The 21,452-nt window shown below is 39.8% G+C and carries 20 protein-coding genes; 7 read left to right on the top strand and 13 right to left on the bottom strand.

Annotated elements, in window-relative coordinates; translation table 11 throughout:
* Window positions 1–231: 231 nt before the first annotated feature.
* Window positions 232–489, top strand: coding sequence for a DUF2312 domain-containing protein (locus tag V4B18_RS02445; protein WP_455476256.1), 258 nt, complete (start codon window positions 232–234; stop codon window positions 487–489).
* On the opposite strand, the gene V4B18_RS02440 is transcribed toward V4B18_RS02445, so the two are convergent.
* From V4B18_RS02440 to V4B18_RS02430, 3 genes are all read right to left on the bottom strand, one after another.
* Complete coding sequence (locus V4B18_RS02440) at window positions 486–2,309, bottom strand: ABC-F family ATP-binding cassette domain-containing protein (RefSeq protein ID WP_455476510.1); 1,824 nt, start codon at window positions 2,307–2,309, stop codon at window positions 486–488. The genes V4B18_RS02445 and V4B18_RS02440 overlap by 4 nt on opposite strands.
* Entirely contained in the window at window positions 2,309–2,722 is a 414-nt protein-coding gene (locus V4B18_RS02435; RefSeq protein WP_455476255.1) for a hypothetical protein, read from the bottom strand. The genes V4B18_RS02440 and V4B18_RS02435 overlap by 1 nt, the downstream gene beginning before the upstream one ends.
* Before the next feature lie 110 nt (window positions 2,723–2,832).
* Window positions 2,833–3,468: a thiamine diphosphokinase gene (locus tag V4B18_RS02430; RefSeq protein WP_455476254.1), complete on the bottom strand. Its 636-nt coding sequence runs from the start codon at window positions 3,466–3,468 to the stop codon at window positions 2,833–2,835.
* Window positions 3,469–3,630: 162 nt separating this feature from the next.
* Between V4B18_RS02430 and V4B18_RS02425 the strand changes: the two genes are divergently transcribed.
* A complete protein-coding gene (locus V4B18_RS02425) occupies window positions 3,631–5,127 on the top strand; it encodes a M48 family metalloprotease (RefSeq protein WP_455476253.1) in 1,497 nt (498 codons plus the stop codon).
* Between the two features lie 164 nt (window positions 5,128–5,291).
* On the opposite strand, the gene V4B18_RS02420 is transcribed toward V4B18_RS02425, so the two are convergent.
* Window positions 5,292–6,203: an RNA polymerase factor sigma-32 gene (locus tag V4B18_RS02420; RefSeq protein WP_455476252.1), complete on the bottom strand. Its 912-nt coding sequence runs from the start codon at window positions 6,201–6,203 to the stop codon at window positions 5,292–5,294.
* A gap of 579 nt (window positions 6,204–6,782) precedes the next feature.
* Here V4B18_RS02420 and V4B18_RS02415 point away from each other — a divergent pair.
* The 3 genes from V4B18_RS02415 to V4B18_RS02405 all read left to right on the top strand — a co-directional run bounded on the left by V4B18_RS02415 (window position 6,783) and on the right by V4B18_RS02405 (window position 9,632).
* A complete protein-coding gene (locus V4B18_RS02415; protein WP_455476251.1) occupies window positions 6,783–8,351 on the top strand; it encodes a hypothetical protein in 1,569 nt (522 codons plus the stop codon).
* Between the two features lie 21 nt (window positions 8,352–8,372).
* Window positions 8,373–8,711 carry a ferredoxin FdxA gene (gene fdxA / locus V4B18_RS02410; protein WP_455476250.1) on the top strand — a complete coding sequence of 113 codons (339 nt, stop codon included), beginning with the start codon at window positions 8,373–8,375 and terminating at the stop codon, window positions 8,709–8,711.
* Window positions 8,712–9,047: 336 nt separating this feature from the next.
* Complete coding sequence (locus tag V4B18_RS02405) at window positions 9,048–9,632, top strand: CarD family transcriptional regulator (protein WP_455476249.1); 585 nt, start codon at window positions 9,048–9,050, stop codon at window positions 9,630–9,632.
* Window positions 9,633–10,122: 490 nt separating this feature from the next.
* On the opposite strand, the gene rpmF is transcribed toward V4B18_RS02405, so the two are convergent.
* Window positions 10,123–10,302: a 50S ribosomal protein L32 gene (rpmF, locus tag V4B18_RS02400; RefSeq protein WP_455476248.1), complete on the bottom strand. Its 180-nt coding sequence runs from the start codon at window positions 10,300–10,302 to the stop codon at window positions 10,123–10,125.
* Between the two features lie 315 nt (window positions 10,303–10,617).
* Between rpmF and V4B18_RS02395 the strand changes: the two genes are divergently transcribed.
* On the top strand, window positions 10,618–11,520 hold the full coding sequence (locus tag V4B18_RS02395) for a polyprenyl synthetase family protein (protein ID WP_455476247.1): 903 nt from the start codon (window positions 10,618–10,620) through the stop codon (window positions 11,518–11,520).
* A 103-nt stretch (window positions 11,521–11,623) separates the two neighbouring features.
* Here V4B18_RS02395 and ispG read toward each other — a convergent pair whose 3' ends face one another.
* The gene (gene ispG, locus V4B18_RS02390; protein WP_455476246.1) at window positions 11,624–12,865 is read right to left on the bottom strand and encodes a flavodoxin-dependent (E)-4-hydroxy-3-methylbut-2-enyl-diphosphate synthase; all 1,242 of its coding nucleotides are present in this window, start codon (window positions 12,863–12,865) and stop codon (window positions 11,624–11,626) included.
* 248 nt (window positions 12,866–13,113) lie between these two features.
* On the opposite strand from ispG, the gene V4B18_RS02385 reads away from it, so the two are divergent.
* A complete protein-coding gene (locus V4B18_RS02385) occupies window positions 13,114–13,386 on the top strand; it encodes a hypothetical protein (RefSeq protein ID WP_455476245.1) in 273 nt (90 codons plus the stop codon).
* Between the two features lie 206 nt (window positions 13,387–13,592).
* On the opposite strand, the gene V4B18_RS02380 is transcribed toward V4B18_RS02385, so the two are convergent.
* The 7 genes from V4B18_RS02380 to V4B18_RS02350 form a co-directional block, all read right to left on the bottom strand.
* Entirely contained in the window at window positions 13,593–14,597 is a 1,005-nt protein-coding gene (locus V4B18_RS02380) for an HlyD family secretion protein (RefSeq protein ID WP_455476509.1), read from the bottom strand.
* 21 nt (window positions 14,598–14,618) lie between these two features.
* Window positions 14,619–16,268: an MFS transporter gene (locus V4B18_RS02375; RefSeq protein WP_455476244.1), complete on the bottom strand. Its 1,650-nt coding sequence runs from the start codon at window positions 16,266–16,268 to the stop codon at window positions 14,619–14,621.
* A 20-nt stretch (window positions 16,269–16,288) separates the two neighbouring features.
* Window positions 16,289–16,705 carry a F0F1 ATP synthase subunit epsilon gene (locus V4B18_RS02370; RefSeq protein WP_455476243.1) on the bottom strand — a complete coding sequence of 139 codons (417 nt, stop codon included), beginning with the start codon at window positions 16,703–16,705 and terminating at the stop codon, window positions 16,289–16,291.
* Between the two features lie 73 nt (window positions 16,706–16,778).
* Window positions 16,779–18,350: a F0F1 ATP synthase subunit beta gene (gene atpD, locus V4B18_RS02365; protein ID WP_455476242.1), complete on the bottom strand. Its 1,572-nt coding sequence runs from the start codon at window positions 18,348–18,350 to the stop codon at window positions 16,779–16,781.
* A 19-nt stretch (window positions 18,351–18,369) separates the two neighbouring features.
* On the bottom strand, window positions 18,370–19,278 hold the full coding sequence (locus tag V4B18_RS02360) for a F0F1 ATP synthase subunit gamma (protein ID WP_455476241.1): 909 nt from the start codon (window positions 19,276–19,278) through the stop codon (window positions 18,370–18,372).
* A 24-nt stretch (window positions 19,279–19,302) separates the two neighbouring features.
* The gene (gene atpA / locus V4B18_RS02355; protein ID WP_455476240.1) at window positions 19,303–20,838 is read right to left on the bottom strand and encodes a F0F1 ATP synthase subunit alpha; all 1,536 of its coding nucleotides are present in this window, start codon (window positions 20,836–20,838) and stop codon (window positions 19,303–19,305) included.
* On the bottom strand, window positions 20,838–21,422 hold the full coding sequence (locus V4B18_RS02350; protein ID WP_455476239.1) for a F0F1 ATP synthase subunit delta: 585 nt from the start codon (window positions 21,420–21,422) through the stop codon (window positions 20,838–20,840). Before V4B18_RS02350 ends, atpA begins: the two co-directional genes overlap by 1 nt.
* Window positions 21,423–21,452 lie beyond the last annotated feature (30 nt).

Genomic DNA, 21,452 nt, shown 5'->3' with positions numbered 1-21,452 from the left:
AGATTTTACTTTTCTTTCGTTTAAGGCTTCCCGATGGCTATGCCATCCCCCCTAAGAAAAATATCTTGTATCGTTGCAGCTTTAATTATAGAAACCCATAAGGATTTTACTGTTGGTCTAAGAGTCAGTTTATAAAATTATACAGCTTGATTTATTTTCTGTTTTTCAAATATCCCAACACAAGTTTATCGTAAAAAACAGCTTTAAACATACAATCTGGAGAAAAATACAATGGACACAGTGACTGATCAAACACACGCCATATCCGCAAATCAACTACGTGCTTTTATCGAACGCATTGAACGATTAGAAGAAGAGAAAAAAACTATCTCAGATGATATTAAAGAAGTTTACATGGAACTTAAAGGATCTGGCTTTGACAGTAAAGCTGTTCGCAATATTGTACGGTTGCGTAAAAAAGAAGACCATGAGCGACTCGAGGAAGAAGCGATTATCCAGCTTTATAAAAATGCCCTCGGTATGAGTTAATGCGCACGCATTTCCTTTTCTATTTCTTCGCGTAAAAGCTCAAGCTCCAACCATTCTTCTTCTTTTTGCATGCAAGAATTTTTCTTCTCGTTCAGCGCTGTCGATAAACGCTCAAAATGATCTTTATCGCGACAATACAGCGCTGGATCAGAGAGTTCTCGTTCAATTTTTTTAATTTCATCCTGCAAAACTGCAATTTGTTCAGGCAATTTTTCTAATGCATAAACTTGTTTGTAAGACAATTTGCGCTGCGTCTTTCTTTCTGGAACAGAAATTTGTTTTGAGTGTTCCCGCGCACGAGAATTTGGCAGCTCTTTACGTTGTAAGAATGCGGTTTGCTTACCTTGCGCTATCATATCACTATAACCGCCAGCATACATAACCCAAAGACCATCGCCTTTGGGTGCCAACACATGCGTTACAGTCCGATCTAAAAAATCTCTGTCATGGCTCACCAACAACACTGTTCCCGCAAAATCGGCAATAAATTCCTGCAACAAATCCAATGTTTCCATATCCAAATCATTGGTTGGTTCATCTAGAACCAAAAAATTTGCCGACCGTGAAAGAAGCTTAGCAAGCATTAAACGTGCTCTTTCCCCACCTGACAATTCTTTAAGCGGTGTGCGTGCTTGTTCGGGCAAAAACAAAAAATCCTTCATATAAGAAACGACATGTCGCTCTTTTTCATTAATCAGGAGAGTATCACCTCTGCCACCTGTTAAATACTGTGCTACAGTTTCTTCTTCATCTAAAATACGCTGTTGATCAAGAAGTGCCATAGAAAGATTATGTCCATGCTTAATCGTTCCCCTATCAGCCAATTCCTGCCCAATGAGAACAGACAACAATGTTGTCTTTCCTATTCCATTGGGACCAACTAAACCAATTCTATCACCACGCTGAATGCGCAAAGATAAATCTTTCACAATAATTTGATCACCGTAAGATTTTGAAATGCGCTTAGCTTCAATTACCAATTGACCAGAATCGTGACTTTTGGAAGCCGTAAAAAGCGCACTTCCCAAAGGTTCTTTATAGGTTTTGTGCAACTGTCGCAATTCTTTTAATGCACCCAAACGCCGTACATTACGTTTACGCCGTGCTGTTACCCCATAACGCAGCCATTGTTCTTCACGTGTAATCTGCCGGCTTAATTTATGCCGTTGTAATGCTTCCTCTTCAAGCGCTTTATCCCTCCAACTCTCAAACTCAGAAAAACGTTTTTCCAATCTTTTTGCGATGCCCCGATCAAGCCATACTGTTGAGCACGTAACATTTTCTAAAAATCGTCGATCATGCGAAATCACCACAATCGCCGAGCGCAAAGAGCGCAAAACGCCTTCAAGCCATTCAATAGTTGGCAAATCAAGATGATTGGTTGGTTCATCTAAAAGGAGAATATCAGGTTTTACAGCAATCGCTCGTAATAGCGAAACGCGCCGCTTTTCACCACCAGAAAGCGTTACCAATTTTTCTGTTCCTGAAAAACCAAGATTTTTGAAAAGTATATTCACCCATTGCACATCGGACGCATGATCCAAACCTGCTTCCACATAAGTGCGAACGTCTTCATCTTCTGAAAAATCAGGATTTTGCGATACATAACGCACAGTAACCCGAGGGTGACGAAAAATTTCCCCCCCACTCGGTTCTATTATTCCAGCTGCAATTTTTAGCAGCGTTGATTTTCCACATCCATTGCGCCCCACCAACGCAATACGTGCCCCTTGCTCTACTGACAAGCAAACCTGATCAAGCAAAGGAGTCATTCCAAAGCTTAAAAAAATACCATCAAGCCGGAGTAGGGGCGTGGCTATCAACGTTTATGACACGGTGCCTGATACACGACACCCCCTCTGCCTTCGTAAGTACACAATTTTATTGCTTGAGTCTGAGGCGTTTGCGCGCAAGGTGCCTGATAGACCTGACCTCTACGACCACGATAAGTACACATTGATGGTTGTTGAACCACAGGTGGATGCTGAACTATAACGTGAGGCTGTTTTCTTTGATTTGCAGCAGCACCTGTTATCGTACCTGCAATTGCACCAACTGCTGCACCCGTAAGTGCTGCACTAGGAGTACTTCCACCAATTGCTGTTCCTGCCAAAGCGCCTAATGCAGCTCCCCCAGCGCCATAACCTGCAACTCTTTGTTCACTTACAGAACAAGCCACCAAATTTAAACCTATTGCTGAAACAGCTGTCATTTTCAAAATTGATTTTAACATGTAAAAACCTCTCCTTTAAAGACCAAAACATAAGGCATACCGCTCATGTTAGCACTTAACTATCACACCCTCCTCCCCCCTTTGCCTTACTCGAATAGACCTTAAGAGCTTTATGGAATAGGCACTGATGCTAACAATATAGCTTTTCCAGAACCTAAATGGCAAGAGAAGGTTCCACAAATACGGTTAGAAAGTGTTAAAGAAGACCCAAAAGATACATTTTTGTTATGAATTGGCCATTTCACACCTGATAAAGTTAATCCTTGCAAATCGGAAAAGCCAATAATACTAAAAAGGCAATCATCAGGTAAATCATACGTAAAAGACTTTGGTAAAACCGGCCATCCTTCCTCATTGCCACTGGTTAACAATGTGGAAATACCCTTTTCTGCCATCATAAGTGCTTGCGTCATATGAGAAAGGCTGTGGTCGCTCCTCTCACCTCCAAAAGCACCGCATAAAATAAGCTGCTTGGCACCATTTTTCAAAGCTTTTTCACATGCCAATGCACCGTCAGTCATATCTTTATCAGAAGGAAAAATTTCACGAGGAATATTATCATATTGGCATATTAAAGCCTCATCAGATGAATCAAAATCGCCCACCCATAACTCAGGAACAACATTGAGTGCTGCTGCATGACGCATTCCACCATCGACCGCAATGATTCGACTCTTATGAATTTGGCTGTGCAAACGATCGGTAATGCAAATGTCTCCATTTAACAATATTGTAAATGTTGTCATAACATATTATGCCTTTCGCAATGTTTTCTTTCATCATTTCATATCATTTTTATAGACAATAGCTATAATACAAGCCAAAAGGATATTTTCCCAAAAGCTTCTTAAATTATAAAATATGAAATAAATTTATCAAAAATCTTAAATCAGTAAACGAGGTACAAAATGGTCTGGGACACTAGATTTTTTCAACGAAAATTTCTTTTTCGCACCAGAATTTATAAAGCACCTCTCCTAAGCTTAACGCTTCTTCTTTCTGCCTGTTACACGCCCCTTCCCCCAAGTGATACACCTTCTTCTTTGAAATCTTCTCAAAAAGATAAATACGCCAACACCCATGTTTACGCAACATTGGGTGCTAAACAACATCCACGTATTTTGCAAATCCATGGTGGCGCATATCGTAATCCAAAGCTTGAGCAAATGTTAGAAAAAATTTTGAGTAGATTAGCTCTTGCTGCACAAAATGCTAACCAAACCTATTGTGTAACGATTTTAAACTCAGAAAATGTCAACGCCTTTGCTTTACCAGGCGGTTATATTTACGTAACGCGCGCAATGTTGGCATTGGCAAACGATTCTTCAGAAGTTGCAGCAGTTTTAGCCCATGAAATAGCACATATCATAGCAAATCACGGCATTTTGCGTCTGCAAAAAAAAGCAGAATTAAAGCAAGCAAATCACAAAAGCACAAATTGGCTCTTCCTCTCTGACATCAAACGCAAAAACACCACTAAAAATGAGCAACAACTAGCACAATTTTCACGCAAACAAGAATTGCAAGCCGATAGGATTGCTATAGAGATGCTTAATCGTGCTGGATATGATCCTTTTGCATCACCGCGCTTTTTGAAATCATTGGAAGCTTATAATGCTTTTCGCAATATCCAAGGAAACACGAATGCTTCAGTAGATTTTTTAGAAACACACCCAACAACCCCAGAACGAATTCGTCTCGCGATAAGAAAAGCTCATGAAATCAGTACCCCTAACACTGGAAACACAGATCGCGACAATTTCTTAAATAGCATTGACAATATGATTTTTGGCAGTAGTTTTCATGGCGGGTATGTGCGAGAAAACCAATTCATTCACCCACAATTGGGCGTAACTTTTTCTGTTCCAAGCGATTTTGCAATAACCAATTCGTCTAACGCTGTTTTAGCCAGTAACCTAGATAAAATTGCCATTCGTTTTGATGCGGTACCCCTTCCAACCAACATGTCTGCAAGTGATTATTTAAAAAGTGGATGGATTAAAGGACTAGACGAATCATCTATTCGCCCAGTTACGATACAAGGTCTGTCCGGAGCCCATGCCTATGCAACCAATCAATCATGGCAATTTGATGTAGTCGTCATTTTATTCAACGATCATATCTTTCGCTTCCTTACCGCGGCTCCCCAGCACTCTCAAAATTTTGACGCTGTTGCCAAAAGAACGGTTGAAAGCTTTCACCCTTTCTCATCATTAGAGATAAGCAAGCTGAAACCCTTGAAGATTCGTGTCGTGCGCGTTAAACAAGAGAAAAGTATTGCAAGCTTTGCTCATAAGATGCAAGGCACACAAAACAAAGAAAAACTGTTTCGCATTCTTAACGCGCTTCCATCAACTCAAACGACTTTACCGGCAGGTACACGCGTTAAAATCATCTCTGAGTAAACGCGCCCCTTTTATTTTTTGCATTTACATAACCTTCGCACGCACTAACTGTAACTGTGCTTTTTACTGATATGGCAACCTTTTATACCGGTGTGGATTACGCTTTGCACCTCTTTATTTGCAATGCCAATTCCAATTTTATTGCCAAAAAATTCCATAAGATACTATACATCATAAGCCTCTACGGGATTAGCGCTAAGCAAAGCAGAGCGCAGCTTTTGCAAAGCTCGTGCTTCAATTTGGCGCACTCGCTCTTTCGAAATGCCCAATTTTTCACCCAAAACTTCTAAAGTAGCACTTTCCTCATTTAAGCGACGAAAACGAATAATTTCAAGTTCCCGCTCATTGAGAATCTGTAGCGCATCATAAAGCCATTTTGTCCGCCGCTGACCATCAATAACTTGCTCAATTAAAGCATCTGGAAGCGGATTATCATCTACCAAAGCATCCATTTTGGCAACAGAACTTTCATTGCTGTCAGAGATAGAAACGCTCAATGAGTTATCAGCACCAGAAAAGCGAAAATCCATCGTCTCAACGTCGCGAACTGAAACGCCAAGCTTTTCAGCAATTGTGCGAAAAATATCTTGCTTTGTTAAGGCGCTATCATCTTGCACCAATTTAGCCCGTAACCGACGCAGATTAAAGAAAAGCGCTTTTTGTGAAGAGCTTGTTCCTCCTCGAACGATTGACCAATTTCTTAAAATATAATCCTGAATAGAAGCGCGTATCCACCATGTTGCATAAGTTGAAAAACGAACCTCTCGATCAGGCTCAAAACGCGCTGCCGCTTCCAGTAACCCGACATAACCTTCTTGTACCAAGTCACCTAATGGCATTTTAAAACGTTTAAAACGGTTAGCAATGGCAATAACCAAACGCATATGAGCTGCTGCAATTTGATGCATGGCTTCATCATCATGTTTATCTTTCCACCGCAGAGCCAAATCATACTCTTTTTGTCGTTCAAGATAAGGCGCTTGCATGGCAGAACGCATCATATTGCGTCCTAAACTTTTATCCACATCGCCATAATTTTTGCTGTTTTTATAAACAGCATCTAAAAGATTACTCATCAATAACCCCTTGCGATTAAAATTATCAAAATTAACCTAGCAACGACACCACTGTTCTTTCTAAAAAGAACGTAAAAGTTGTTTATTTTATAAACGCTACTTTAACGTGTATTTTTATAATCGCAATTGTTTTTTTGCTGTAATCGTAAAACTTACTACTTTAAGGTGTGAATTTACTGACGAGAAAGCCGCAATACGCCCGTTTCTTTCAGGAATGTATAAGAAAATTTTTTCCTCACATCATTGTGATATAAATGGCACAAAATAAGATAACCAAAAAGAATATCCGTCCTATTTGACAGCCAGCTTAACTGTTCTTTTAAGCAAATAACTTACTTTAATGCTTTTAAAATTTAATACTTTTAAGTTTAGAACACAATTAATGCGCGCAACATGTCCAAAAAATATTTAAATTCAATAAAAAGGAAAAAAACATGAAGTAAAAGTGGCAAAAAGAAATATCAAAAAGCAACAAGAACGATTGAAGCAAGCACAACAAACGTGCTAAAGGAGCAACGCAATTCACGCAATTTTTAAGAATAAGCTTTTTACTGGTACAGCATTGAGAAAGAAATGATCATGGACAGCAAGATTATTCAATACAATGATACTCTTCAGAATGATATTCTTATTGAAAAATATGGAAATGGCAGATTCGAAGGTTTTCGTTTTTATGCCGACAAAAGCAGTACTGATCAAGCAACTGATACTGATACGCAAAATTTAGCAAATGAAGAAAATCTGGTTATTGCCTTTGAAAAGCGTGCAGTACGTTTTTGCGCTTCCGCCAATGGGGATTTTACACTCAGTTCTGATGGAATTGTGCGCTGGACTGGTCAACCAGTAGGCAAACTGGTCGCAACAGAGGATTTTTTAAAACCAAAACTTATTCTTTTAGCAGATGCACAATTAACGGGAGAAGCTCACGAAAAAGTAGTAAAGCGATTAGAGCGTTTTATAACTTTTCATTTTGAAACAGCTTTAAAGCCACTGTTTGACTTGCACAATGCCGATAATTTAACGGATGTAACAAGAAATCTTGCCCTACAACTTACCAAATCTTTAGGAATTTTACCTCGCAGGGCAATCGCCGAAACTGTTAAAAATCTTGATCAAGAATCACGAGCTGTATTACGGCGACTAGGTGTCCGCTTTGGCGCTTTTCACATCTATATTGCAGGAATGCTTAAACCAGCTCCAATCCAAGCCGTTACGCTTTTGTGGAGCCTTCAAAATGAAGGTCATGACCAAACGGGTTTGAATGAAATTTTAACCGCTTTAGCTGCTGGACGAACTTCCCTAATTGTTGATCCAACTTATAATCGCCAATTTTATCAATTAGCTGGTTATCTAATTTTAGGACGACGTGCTGTACGAATTGATATTTTAGAACGCCTTGCAAACCTAATCCGCTCTGCGCTCAATTGGAAACAAGGAGATGAACCAAAGCCTAATGGTGCCTATGATGGAAAAAGTTTTTTTTCTACTCCAACTATGATGTCTATTCTTGGAGCTAATGCAACCGATATGGAAGAAATTCTCAAAGGACTTGGCTACCAATCCTATCCTTGTAGCAGTGCCGTTTTTGAACAAAATCTTCTTCAAAATAAAACCTCTGAGCACGCAAAAAATGTACAAGATGTTCCTGCAGCGGAATTTGTTGGCGATCAATGGCAAACAATGAATACGTCAAAAACTATTAAGGAAGAAAAAAGTGCTTTACCCGCAGCTGCTGAAAAACAATCCTGTGCCACAGATTGCCTCCCCGCTGCTGAACCTGTTGGCAATTTAGCAAAACAAAAACGCATTGCAGCAGAAGATAAAGTTATCTTATTATGGCGTTATAATTATCAATTTCACCACCATTCTCAAAAAAACCGTGATAAAGGTAAATCTGGACAGAGATGGCAAAACAAAAAGACTTTAAAAAAAGAAAATAGTGCAGATGAAAGTACCCTTAAAAAAGCGACATCGCAAGCTAAGCACTCTTATAACGCGAACAAACCTCATAGCAAATACTCAAATCATAAATCATCTCATAAAGAAAAACGCCCTAACCTCGATTCTCCTTTTGCAAAATTAATGGCGTTGCGCGATCAACTTACAAATGACAAAGATACACATATACTTCCTCATAAAGGTCACTAAAGTAAAAAATGGAGTTTAATTTTGGCCTATGTAGTAACCGACAATTGTATTCACTGCAAATACACTGATTGCGTTGATGTGTGCCCTGTTGACTGTTTTTATGAAGGTGAAAATATGCTTGTCATTCATCCCGATGAGTGTATCGACTGCGGTGTTTGCGAGCCAGAATGTCCAGCAGAAGCCATTAAGCCCGATACAGAACCAGGCTTAGAAAAATGGCAAGAACTTAACCTGCATTATGCAACAAAATGGCCTAATTTAACTGTTCGAAAAGACCCTCTTCCTCAAGCAAAAGAAATGGATGGTGTTCCGGATAAATTAGAAAAATATTTTTCAGAAAATCCCGGAAGTGGTGAATAATAATTGCGAAATCAAATAGCAAGTAACAATTGTACAACCCTAAGTTATACAGTGCTTCAAAAATGTAAACTCATCCTCTGTAAAATTAAAAAATTCCACGTGAAATGATTGATTTTTTTAATTGTTGGTGTTAATGTCAAATTAACATAATTATTTTTCTAAGTATTTTTTCTTTGCTTTTTAATTATAGAGCGGGGTGTTTCTTGTCACATTTAAAAGTACTCAACTTTTATGCTCGATAAATTAATGTAATATACTTGGTCAAAGATATTCAGCGTTCAGACTTTAAGTCTGTTTTTTGGCGCACTTATTAGTCATAAAGGGAGTAATTAAAATATGGCATCCCAACATAGCGATTCTTCCAATACTAAAGGATTCTCAACATCTGAATATATTGTCTATCCTACCCATGGAGTAGGGCAGATTATAGCAATTGAGGATCAGGAAGTTGCAGGACATAAATTAAAACTTTTTGTTATTCATTTTGCTAAAGACAAAATGGATGTCAAAGTGCCAATCGCAAAAGCTATTTCTATTGGAATGCGCAAATTATCCGCTGTTGATTCCGTTGAACGTGCATTAAAAATCTTACAAGGAAAAGCAAAGGTTAAGCGAACTATGTGGTCACGCCGCGCTCAAGAATATGATGCTAAAATTAATTCCGGTGATCTCATATGCATTGCTGAAGTTGTGCGTGATCTCTTTCGCTCAGATATACAACCTGAGCAATCTTATTCTGAACGTCAACTCTATACCGCTGCACTTGAACGGATGGCTCGTGAAATTGCTGTCATTAATAGTCTTTCTGAAACAGAAGCCATCAATCTTATAGAAATGCACCTTTCTAATAGAGCAAAGCGTGAATTTAAAACAGAACTAGAAGAATCTGATACCAGCAACAACACCGTTTACGCTGCATAACAGTAATAATAAAAAAATGAAACCAGCTTTATATTGGTTTTATTTTTACTTTTGCACATGGACATGGAAGAGCATTTTAATAGAAAATCAATAAAGTTTTCTGTACAGCAATATATTGATAAAATCGAACACACAACTTTATTTCTTAAGATCGTTAAACTTTGCTTTTTCTGCTAAACGCAAAGTTTAGAACGTTATTAAGAAAGATTATCCGATTATCAGACTTATTTCACAGATACCGATAAGATTAACCAAATCTTTATCAAAAAAACGCCCCAAAAGCTAAAAAAGCTATTAGGGTCGTCTGATAAAACAAGAAAAAAGCTGATAAGAAAACCTTACACACGACTAGAAAACTTTTCACATAAGCAAAAACACTCTTAAGAAAAGTGTCTTAAAAAGATTTCTTTGCATCCACTTAACCTATGAGACTTAAGATTACCACCCACTGACAAAGAACTAACTGCCACGGATTAGGAAGATCAAAATCTCAATCTTTAGCAGGCAAAACGGAACGTCCACGATACATTCCAGTTTTCAAATCAATGTGATGAGGACGACGCAACTCGCCAGAATTTTTATCTTCGACATAAGCCGGCGCCTTAAGGGCATCAGCCGAACGGCGCATACCACGCTTTGATGGAGAGGTTTTTCGTTTAGGTACAGCCATAAAGAGACACTCCAAATCCATTAAAAAGAACAGGCAGCATCACAAATGACACAACCCTTATTAATAACATTAGAAATTTTAACGATTATACACTGATTAAAGCCATTTGACTAGACTTTCATTTAATTTTTTATTTGGCTTTAACATCACTCTCGCATACAATGGTAACAGATACAAAATAAAAATCTTTTTTAGTAAACAGCAATTAAAGTCTAAGCAAAATTAATTAAAAATAAAGAATAGCAAGCCTTCATGCTCTAAACTTTAAAATTTCATTTGCCACAATACTTTTGCTAAAAAACAAGGGAAGCAAGAATGCACGAATTTACCACCCTTCTTGCAAAACATAGTCATAACATTGAAAAGGAACTTGACACGTTATTAAATAGCGAAGCCCAAAATGGCGAAATTTTCCGTCCTGAAACCTTAATCAAAGCCATGCGTCATGGCGTACTAAATGGTGGTAAGCGCTTTCGTCCTTTTCTTGTTATTCAAAGTGCTGCGCTTTTTGATATTCCTGTTGAATACTCCATCGACGTTGCAATAGCCTTAGAATGTGTCCATTGTTATTCACTAATCCATGATGATCTTCCCGCCATGGATAACGATACACTCCGACGCGGACAGCCCACCGTCCACATAGCATTTGATGAAGCGACAGCAATTTTGGCAGGCAGTGCCCTTCTTACTTTAGCTTTTGAAATCATCGCACATAGAACGCATGCGCTTTCCTTTGAAACCAGAACAAATCTGATCACATCTCTTGCACAATCGGCCGGGGTTGGTGGTATGGTAGGAGGGCAATTCCTTGATCTTGAAGCTGAAAAAAAAACACAAGATGGCAACAGCATCACCTCTCTGCAACGCATGAAAACAGCTGCTCTTATAAGCTTTGCTTGCAAAGCCGGAGCAATAATCGGCAATGCATCTGACACACAGATTCAAGCACTTACCGATTTTGGCACATATATTGGCCTTGCTTTTCAATTGACAGATGACTTACTCGATATCACTGCCAGTACCGAAGTTTTAGGAAAAACCGCTGGGAAAGATGAAGCGGCACAAAAAGCGACATTTGTTCGCCTTTATGGTGTGCAAGAAACACAAAAAAGACGAGATGAATTCATCGCTAAAGCAGAATCACTGCTAGAACCTTTTGGCGCTAAAGCAACACCACTTCAGCAAGCAGCCCATTTCATAGCAACACGCCAAAACTAATCGTTTATCTGCACTTAAAATATCAAGATATAAGCATTGCAGACTCAAGAAAAAGCTTTTCTTTGTTTCTGCCCTGTCTCGAATTTCATTTCTATTGTAAATTTTAACCTTGTCCAAAGCGTGTATGAATGTAATCACCAAGTATTACTTCAAATTCCTCAGCAATATGATTACCCCGCAAAGTTTTCACCTTCTTTCCATCAACAAAAACAGGGGCAGCTGGGCTTTCCCCTACCCCGGGCAAAGAGATTCCAATATCGGCATGTTTTGATTCTCCAGGTCCGTTTACAATGCATCCCATCACCGCAATCTTTAACCCCTCAACACCAGGATATTTTTCACGCCACACAGGCATATTTTTACATAAATCCGCTTCAATTTTCTGTGCCAATTGCTGAAAAACTGTCGAAGTTGTCCGACCACACCCAGGGCAAGCTGCAACAACAGGTAAAAATTGTCGAAACCCCATCACTTGTAAAAGCTCCTGACAAACTTTAACTTCCCGTGTCCGATCTCCGCCAGGCTCAGGCGTTAATGAAATGCGAATCGTATCCCCAATTCCTTGCTGTAACAAAACGCCCAAAGCAACTGAAGAAGCCACAACTCCTTTTGTACCCATTCCCGCTTCTGTTAAGCCCAAATGGAGCGCATGATCACAACGCTGTGCCAAAGAGCTGTAAACAGCAATAAGATCTTGTACATCACTCATTTTCGCGGAAAGAATAATTTTATCACGACCCAGCCCTATTTCTTCAGCCCAAAGAGCCGAATGAAGCGCGGATTGAACAACAGCTTCCCGTATGACTTCACCAACAGGCAAGGGATTTTCCTGCTGAGCATTTTCATCCATAAGCCCTGTCAACAACACATTATCGAGAGAGCCCCAATTCACACCAATTCGAATAGCTTTACGATACCGACAAGCAATCTCGACAATTTCTGCAAATTGACGATCCTTCTTTGCACCAAAACCAACATTTCCAGGATTAATTCGGTATTTTGCAAGCGCCTCAGCGCATGCCGGATGGTCTGATAACAGCTTATGACCAATATAATGAAAATCTCCCACCAATGGCACAAATATGCCCAACCGTTCCAACCGCTCCCGTATTTTAGGCACAGCAGCAGCAGCTTCATCCCGATCAACCGTTATCCGAACCAATTGCGAACCTGCCTTCCAAAGAGCAGCAACTTGCGCAACAGTCGCATCAACATCCGCAGTATCCGTATTGGTCATTGATTGAACAACAATCGGGCTAGAACCACCGACAACCACATCACCAACCGCAACAGCAACAGTTCGACGACGTTCAAGAGGTTTAGATAAATAACACACCGTGCTCATAAAATCCTTAAACCTGCAAAACCTGCACTATAAATCACCATCATTCTTATGATAACACTTATCAGAGTACAATTTTTAAAAAATAGATTAAAAAAAATTACCTCATTTAGCCAAAATTCTTTATCTCACCATCAACCGATAAGAAACGCAGCCACTGCAACTTTTTAATTTTCTATTCGTTATAGAAAACTCAAAGCACAATTCCAGCTACTGAAGTAAAATAGTATAAAACATGAAGGAATCAATAGATGTATCTATTTTCATCCCATTTACAAAACGTTACAACTAAAAAGCGCATTGCACAATTTAAGAATAAATTCCTACCTATGAACCGTTGGCATTCTCATAATAACAACCTTGACATGCGTGAAATATGGAAGAAAAAATGCTCCCATACGCTTTACTCCCTAAGCAAACAGGGTACAAAATTAAAGAAAAAAGTAACAGAAAACCCTAAAACAGCCTTTGCACTAGTTACAGGAATGGCTTTAGCTGGTTTTTTTCTGACACGTAAAGATTAAAAAGGCTATAATTAGATTATCCATGCCCGCTCTGATGCGAGCCATTTTATGTTTTAGAATGAACATTACAGAACATCATGGACTCCGCAGATCAAAAATAATAGGTCAAAATCCGCATCATGAAGAACCAAACGAAATCTTCTAAGACAAAAGCCCATTTACTGTAAAAAAAGGGAACAAAAATCAAACTCCAAAAAATCAAAACATTAACCTCCAGAGGCATTTTGTGAAGTATCTACATATGTAACCACAGACATCCCTGGAATAAGCTTCTCAATCTCCGCTTGTCCAGGATCTAAAGAAATCCGTACTGAAATGCGCTGCGCAATTTTTATAAAATTACCAATTGCAGTATCGGTCTTTAGCAATGAAAATTCCGAACCTGTAGCAGGTGCGAAACGATCCACCCGTCCTGTTAATTTTTTATTGTTCAATGCATCAACAGAAAAAACAACAGGTTGCCCCACACGCATCTGAGAAAGTTGCGTTTCTTTATAATTGGCAATAATCCAAATATCATCAGAAATAACCGATACCAATTGCGCGCCAGGCAAAACATATTGCCCAACTCGTGCACCAACCAATCCAACATGCCCCGTTTTGGGAGATACAACCTTCGTGTGTTTTAAATTAAGTTTAGCCAATTCAACGCCAACCTTTGCCCCATCGACCTCTGACTGTAAACTTTGCCGCTCAAGACCCAATTGTTTTTGCAATTGACGTTTTGTTTCAAGCGCCGCCAATAATTGCGAAAGAGAACGAGAAGCAGGACTTGAAACATCATCAACATTATGTTTTTTTTGTCCGGAAAGAACATTGGGAAATCTTTGCGAACGCGACAATTCGATTTCTATCATATTAATTTCCCCCTGTAAGATTTGATCTTGTAACAAAACACTTGCAATTTTTGCATTTTTTGAATCTAGAACAGCTTGTGCCTGTGCCAATTGTTGCTGAAAAAGAGCATCATCAAGTTCAAATAAAAGCATTCCTTGCTCAACTTTTTGATAATCCTTAACATAAACCCGTGAAACCACACCGGAAATCTGCGGGCTTACCAAGGTAACATCCCCCTTAATTGAAGCATTATCCGTCATTTGAATTGCACTAACAAAAGGAGGAAGCTTCCAAGCCCATAAAATCAACAAAATACCAACAGCACCTGATAAGAACGCAACAATTGTTCTCTTTGCCCTTAACGTTCTTATCATTTTTAACGCTCTTATCATTTTTTATCCCTTTTGATGAACATTATTTTGTTTTTCAAATGTTATCAAAGAACATGTTTTGAAAAGCACTTTTATAAGAAAAACAGCAAATACAACCGTTGCAATATAAAAATACAACCGAAACACATCGTTATAGGCAAAAATATTTGCTGTTAACTTCAACTTCTTAACCAATTCAGACATGCTTTGCCCATCCTCTAAAATATGAGGAACTAACATACCATGAGAAGATGAAAATAAAGTACTTATCTCACCTAAAACAAGAGGATCAGTAACAACAATATTTTGCGTTAAATGCTCAAAATGCATATGAGCTAAAAAAAGCTGCAAACTGCCAAAAAATGCTGAACTCATCAACCTTCCAGTCACCTGCGTTAACAAAAAAATCGCAATAAAGCTTAAAACATAACGAGGTCCTCGCTCACTGGACACTACAAATCCCTTAAAAAGAGCAGGAGGTAAAAAAAGCGCATAGCCAAAGCCAATGAGTCCTTGACTTAACATCATATCTGCTGGACGCGTTAATTGACTCACATAGCTATCTAAATAGGATCCAAATGCCAGACAACCAAAAGAAACAAGATAGAAATAGTCCTCACGACCAGCACGTAAAAAAAAGACACAAATTCCTCCTCCTAAAAGAGTGCCAAACGTAACCGCAAGGTACATAGGTGCCATCTCAGAATTAAAAAAACCAAAAAGACTAAAAAATTCCGATGATAAAGCTGAATTCTCCAATAAAAGGACGCGAAAGGCCAATAAAATAAGAACAGGCTGCACCATTTCTTTACTAAAAAGCCAACGAAAATCAATTAATGGTTTTTCTCTATTAAGCTCAAGAATAGCCGCCATCATCAAAAACAAAATAACAAGAACAAATCCCCAACCAATCCATGGAGCCTCATACCACCAATATAACGTACCAACCGACATAATAATTGCATTTAATCCAAGACCAAGTGCAATCAGACCGTAGCTCACCCAATCTAACGTCACAATGACCTTATTGCGTTTAACAGGAGTGAGTGGAAGAGAAAAAATGCACCCCAAACTAATGAGAACTAACCCCATTTCCATGGCTGAAAGGCTAAAAAATCCACCATTTTCCAACAAATTAGGTGAAATCAAATGTGATAAAGGCGCCGCCAAATTCGCATTCATATAATTTAAACTAAGACCAATGGTAAACTTCTTTTCTGGTGCGAAAGCTTCCATCATATAAAGAAGGGCAAGTGAAGCCAATGGTGCTGCCGCAATACCAGCAAAAAAACGAATAATCAAAGCGGAACGCAAGTCTGTCACAAATAATTGCAAAATACAAACCAGCACAAACCCAAGAATTGATAATTCAGCAAAAGCACGCAACCCAAAATGGTAGCGAATTTTAATCAACATAATTGCAACACTGACGTTTGGAGCCATATAAACAGCAACCAACCACATAGTTTCAACCATGGTCGCATGAAAATCGCCAGTAAGGTGAAGAATGTTAGATTGAACGATATTCGCCCCTAAACCACAAGACCACTGCAAAATAAAAGAAGCGAAAATATAGACGAAACACTTCGGTAAAGAGCCTGCAAAAACAGTACCCGGATGAGGGAAAGGCCCAGCATACTTAGCAGACATAGCTGATTTTTTCTTACCGCTCATGTCGCCTATCCTGCATCCTACTATGCCTCCATTAATGCACCATCAACATCTGTTAATTGACGAAAAAATTCTTCTACTTTGCGATTTCTTCCATCACCGGATTCTCCCTCCAACGTTGCACGAACTTGCAAAATTTTTTGTTCCAGGACATCAGAAGAAACATGCTCTACAGCAACAACTTTTTCTACCAAAAGAGAGCAACCCGAAGAGTTAATATCAGCAACACCACTAAAAACAGCAAACAGCTTTTCACCTGAAGAGCATAAGACGCGAACACTTCCCAACATAATGCTTGTCACCACAGGTGCATGATGAGCCATGACCGTTAAATGACCTGAATCTGAAGGAAGAACAACAGATCTCACCTGCTCTGATAAAACAATTTTCTCAGGTGATACAAGCTCAAATAAAAAATGCTCTACTCTATCATTTTCCACAGCAACCTCCACAAGGCTCAATACAAGAACCTCTTGTCATCCCTTCAATAAACACACATTACAAGTCTGTATTTTATGAAGAAGCCTCTGCAATGAGACGCTTTCCTTTTTCAATGGCTTCATCTATCGAACCAACCATATAAAAAGCTGCTTCTGGTAAATCATCATAATCGCCAGCGCAAAGACCTTTAAAGCCTTTAATTGTATCTTCCAAAGACACAAGCTTCCCCGGTGAACCAGTAAAAGCTTCCGCCACATGGAAAGGCTGAGAAAGAAAACGTTCAATTTTACGTGCCCGTCCTACCAGCAACTTATCATCTTCAGAAAGTTCATCCATTCCAAGAATAGCAATGATATCTTGCAAAGATCTATACCGCTGCAAAATAGTTTGAACCTTATTTGCGACAAAATAATGTTCTTCACCCACAATCAATGGATCTAACATGCGTGAGAAAGAATCGAGTGGATCAACCGCTGGATAAATACCTTTTTCAGCAATAGAGCGCGAAAGAACTGTTGTTGCATCCAAGTGTGCAAAAGATGTAGCAGGTGCTGGATCAGTCAAATCATCTGCTGGAACATAAATAGCTTGCACAGAGGTAATAGATCCCGTTTTCGTACTAGTAATACGTTCTTGTAAAGCACCCATATCTGTTGCCAAAGTTGGCTGATACCCCACAGCAGAAGGAATACGCCCTAAAAGAGCAGACACTTCAGCCCCTGCTTGTGTAAAGCGGAAAATATTATCCACAAAGAAAAGAACATCCTGCCCTTCATCACGGAAACTTTCTGCAATGGTCAATCCTGAAAGAGCAACACGTGCACGTGCCCCTGGTGGTTCATTCATCTGCCCATAAACAAGCGCACATTTTGATCCTTCCGTTGAACCGTTATTGTCTTTTGGATTCACATTCACACGGCTTTCGATCATTTCATAGTAAAGATCATTTCCTTCCCGTGTACGTTCTCCAACACCCGCAAACACAGAATATCCACCATGAGCTTTTGCAATATTGTTGATAAGCTCCATAATGAGAACGGTTTTACCAACACCAGCTCCCCCAAACAGCCCAACCTTACCACCTTTCGAATAAGGCGCTAACAAATCAACAACTTTAATACCAGTAACAAGAATTTCTGATGCCGTTGATTGTTCAACATATGCAGGAGCATCTTGATGAATGGAGCGCTTCTTTGTTGTAACGATTGGTCCAACATTATCAACGGGTTCTCCAATCACGTTCATGATACGACCAAGCGTTACTTCTCCAACGGGAACACTGATCTGTGTTCCTGTATCAAAAACTTTTTGACCACGCATAAGACCATCTGTCGTATCCATGGCGATCGTGCGCACAGTGTTTTCACCCAAATGCTGCGCAACTTCTAAAACCAATCGATTGCCTAAGTTCTCTGTTTCTAACGCATTAAGAATATTTGGCAACTCACCTTCAAATTGCACATCAACGACAGCACCAATAACCTGCTTAATCTTACCAACCGAACCTGTTGCATGCACAGAAGTTGAAGAATCTTTTACGCCAGCTTGAAATTCTGAGGCGTTTTTTTTCACGCTCGGACGCGCAGCTGCTTTTTTTTCTCCAGCTTTTGGCGCTTCTTTGCTTGATGTCACTGATTTTACCATCAATCCTTACCTTTTCAATTTAAAGCGCTTCAGCGCCAGCAATAATTTCGACCAATTCTGTAGTGATCTGTGCCTGACGCTGACGATTATAGGTCACCGTCAATTTATTAATCATTTCACCCGCATTGCGCGATGCGTTATCCATAGCACTCATTTTTGCACCCATTTCACCAGCAACATTTTCAAGCAAAGCTCGAAAAATTTGCACAGAAAGATTGCGCGGTACAAGTTCATCCAAAAGAGAGGCTGCATCAGGCTCATAATCATAAACCATCGATTTTAAATCTCTACTTTTGTCTGTTTTTTCAGCAATATCTGCTGCCACAACACCCTCTGGAGGAATTGTTGGAATCAAGCGAAAAGCCGTTGGACGCTGATTAATCACTGAAACAAATTCAGAATAAAACAGCGTACACACATCAAACGCACCCTCATTAAACAATTCAATAATACGCTGACTAATCATTGACGCCTCTGCAAAACCAACTCGTTTTACAGAACGCAAATCAATATGATCAATCATAATGGACTTGTAATTACGCAGTAAAATATCTGCACCTTTTTTCCCTACAGTTAAAATTTTAACTATTTTACCAGCAGACAGCAGTGCCTCAATTTGCTCTCGGGCGCGACGCGCAATTTGCACGTTAAAAGCACCACATAAACCACGTTCAGCAGTACATACCACTAAAAGATGTACATCATCTCGACCTGTCCCACGCATAAGAGGGGGAGCATCGATGGCATCCACATCAACAGCAACATTAGCTAAAATAGCAGCCATCCGCTGAGCATAAGGGCGTGCAGATTCAGCCGCCTCTTGTGCACGGTACAACCTTGCTGCCGCAACCATTTGCATAGCTTTGGTAATTTTCTGTGTTGCCTTAACCGAGGCGATACGGTCTCTCAGATCCTTTAGCGACGCCATTTAAGCATTCCATCAATTAATTCATCACGAAAACTTTTTCGCATAATTATTAAGGACAGTAATCAATTTCTCCTTAATATTATCTGTTAGCTGCTTTTGTTCAGCAATCGCCTGCAAAAGATCGCGGGAATCACTGCGCATAAGCGTCAAAAGCCCCTGCTCAAACCGACCAACATCAGAAACAGCTAATGCATCAAGATAACCATTCACACCAGCGAAGATAACAACAACTTGTTCTTCAACTTTAAGCGGTGAGAACTGCGGTTGTTTTAGGAGCTCCGTTAAACGCGCACCACGATTCAAAAGACGCTGCGTTGACGCATCCAAATCTGAACCAAATTGCGCAAAAGCTGCCATTTCCCGATATTGCGCCAATTCACCTTTAATTGAACCTGCAACTTGTTTCATCGCTTTAATTTGTGCAGCAGAACCAACACGTGACACAGAAAGACCAACATTCACAGCAGGACGAATTCCCTGATAAAATAAATTGGTTTCTAGAAAAATCTGCCCATCAGTAATCGAAATCACATTGGTCGGAATATAAGCAGAAACATCATTTGCCTGTGTTTCAATAACCGGCAAAGCCGTCAAAGACCCAGAACCGTTCTCAGCATTCAGCTTTGCAGCCCGCTCTAAAAGACGGGAATGAAGATAGAAAACATCCCCAGGATAAGCCTCACGACCGGGAGGACGGCGAAGCAAAAGAGACATTTGACGATAAGCAACCGCCTGTTTTGAAAGATCATCATAACCAATCAAAGCATGCTGACCATTATCACGGAAATATTCCCCCATCGCACACCCAGCAAGAGGCGCAATAAACTGCATAGGCGCTGGATCAGAAGCCGTAGCTGCAACGATAATCGAATATTCCAGAGCTCCACGCTCTTCCAAAACTTTCACAAATTGTGCAACTGTTGAACGTTTTTGACCAATAGCAACATAAATACAATAAACTTTATCTTGATCGCGCCCAGAATCTTTTTCATGGAAAGGTTTCTGATTCAAAAACGTATCGAGCAAAATTGCTGTTTTCCCTGTCTGACGGTCTCCAATCACCAACTCACGCTGCCCACGTCCAATGGGGATAAGCGCATCAACAGCCTTTAATCCCGTAGACATTGATTCGTGCACAGATTGACGTGGAATAATTCCTGGAGCCTTAACATCAACACGACGACGCTCTGCCGCTTTAATAGGACCTTTGCCATCTATAGGATTTCCAAGAGCATCAACAACACGCCCAAGCAACTCTGGTCCCACGGGAACATCCACAATAGCGCCTAGTCTTTTAACGCAATCACCTTCGCGAATATCACGATCCGAACCAAAAATCACAACACCGACATTATCGATTTCCAAATTCAATGCCATACCACGTACACCATTTGAAAAGGAAACCATCTCGCCAGCTTGGACGTTATCCAAACCATAAACACGAGCGATACCATCACCTACGGATAAAACCCAACCAATCTCTGAAACTTCAGCCTTTTGGTCAAAGTTCCTGATTTGCTCTTTTAGAATTTTTGAAATTTCAGACGGTCTAATGTCCATCAGCTGACCTCTTTTTTCAATGCAAGCTTAAGCGAAGATAATTTAGCCACAAGAGACGCATCAATCTGAAACGATCCTAAGCGAACAATTAGCCCACCAAGAATTGTTGGATCGATAGTGATACGTAGCAAAATTTTTTCTCCAACAACACCTTTCAAAGCCATACGCAAGTCCTCTTCTTGATGAGGACTGAGTGAGCGTGCAGAAACAATCTGTGCTGAAACTTCCCCTCGAGATAAAGCGACACGGCGCTGAAAAGCATGTAAAATACCAGACAAGGCACAAAGCCGACGGTTTACTGCTATCACGCGCAAAAAATTACGAATAACCTGGCCTGCGTCTTCATCAACAAACCCGATATTATCGCAAACAGAACACATCACTTTGATTTGTTCTTTTGCTGAAAAGAAAGGGCTTTTCACAAAGCGTTTCAAATCTTCATCTTGCTCCAATACAACCAAAAAAGATGCTATTGCCTTTTCAACATTTTCAACAGATTTTGTCTCTTCAACAAAATCAAAAAGTGCCTCTGCGTAGCGCTGATCTACTAATGGCAGCGGTATAAGAGAAAATGAATCCGACACGAAATACCGCCTCTTTCCCTAGAGCAACTC

Source organism: Bartonella sp. B17, from assembly GCF_053795755.1.
The sequence above is the reverse complement of the archived record's forward strand: the minus strand, read 5'-3'. Positions and strand labels throughout refer to the sequence as shown.

Coding starts and splice junctions, on each gene's coding strand:
- V4B18_RS02395 (WP_455476247.1), top strand. CDS start 10,618: ATGCACGAATTTACCACCCTTCTTGCAAAACATAGTCATAACATTGAA.
- V4B18_RS02415 (WP_455476251.1), top strand. CDS start 6,783: ATGGACAGCAAGATTATTCAATACAATGATACTCTTCAGAATGATATT.
- atpD (WP_455476242.1), bottom strand. CDS start 18,350: ATGGTAAAATCAGTGACATCAAGCAAAGAAGCGCCAAAAGCTGGAGAA.
- V4B18_RS02425 (WP_455476253.1), top strand. CDS start 3,631: ATGGTCTGGGACACTAGATTTTTTCAACGAAAATTTCTTTTTCGCACC.
- V4B18_RS02435 (WP_455476255.1), bottom strand. CDS start 2,722: ATGTTAAAATCAATTTTGAAAATGACAGCTGTTTCAGCAATAGGTTTA.
- V4B18_RS02380 (WP_455476509.1), bottom strand. CDS start 14,597: ATGATAAGAACGTTAAGGGCAAAGAGAACAATTGTTGCGTTCTTATCA.
- V4B18_RS02385 (WP_455476245.1), top strand. CDS start 13,114: ATGTATCTATTTTCATCCCATTTACAAAACGTTACAACTAAAAAGCGC.
- V4B18_RS02375 (WP_455476244.1), bottom strand. CDS start 16,268: ATGAGCGGTAAGAAAAAATCAGCTATGTCTGCTAAGTATGCTGGGCCT.
- atpA (WP_455476240.1), bottom strand. CDS start 20,838: ATGGACATTAGACCGTCTGAAATTTCAAAAATTCTAAAAGAGCAAATC.
- V4B18_RS02405 (WP_455476249.1), top strand. CDS start 9,048: ATGGCATCCCAACATAGCGATTCTTCCAATACTAAAGGATTCTCAACA.
- ispG (WP_455476246.1), bottom strand. CDS start 12,865: ATGAGCACGGTGTGTTATTTATCTAAACCTCTTGAACGTCGTCGAACT.
- rpmF (WP_455476248.1), bottom strand. CDS start 10,302: ATGGCTGTACCTAAACGAAAAACCTCTCCATCAAAGCGTGGTATGCGC.
- V4B18_RS02420 (WP_455476252.1), bottom strand. CDS start 6,203: ATGAGTAATCTTTTAGATGCTGTTTATAAAAACAGCAAAAATTATGGC.
- V4B18_RS02430 (WP_455476254.1), bottom strand. CDS start 3,468: ATGACAACATTTACAATATTGTTAAATGGAGACATTTGCATTACCGAT.
- V4B18_RS02360 (WP_455476241.1), bottom strand. CDS start 19,278: ATGGCGTCGCTAAAGGATCTGAGAGACCGTATCGCCTCGGTTAAGGCA.
- V4B18_RS02445 (WP_455476256.1), top strand. CDS start 232: ATGGACACAGTGACTGATCAAACACACGCCATATCCGCAAATCAACTA.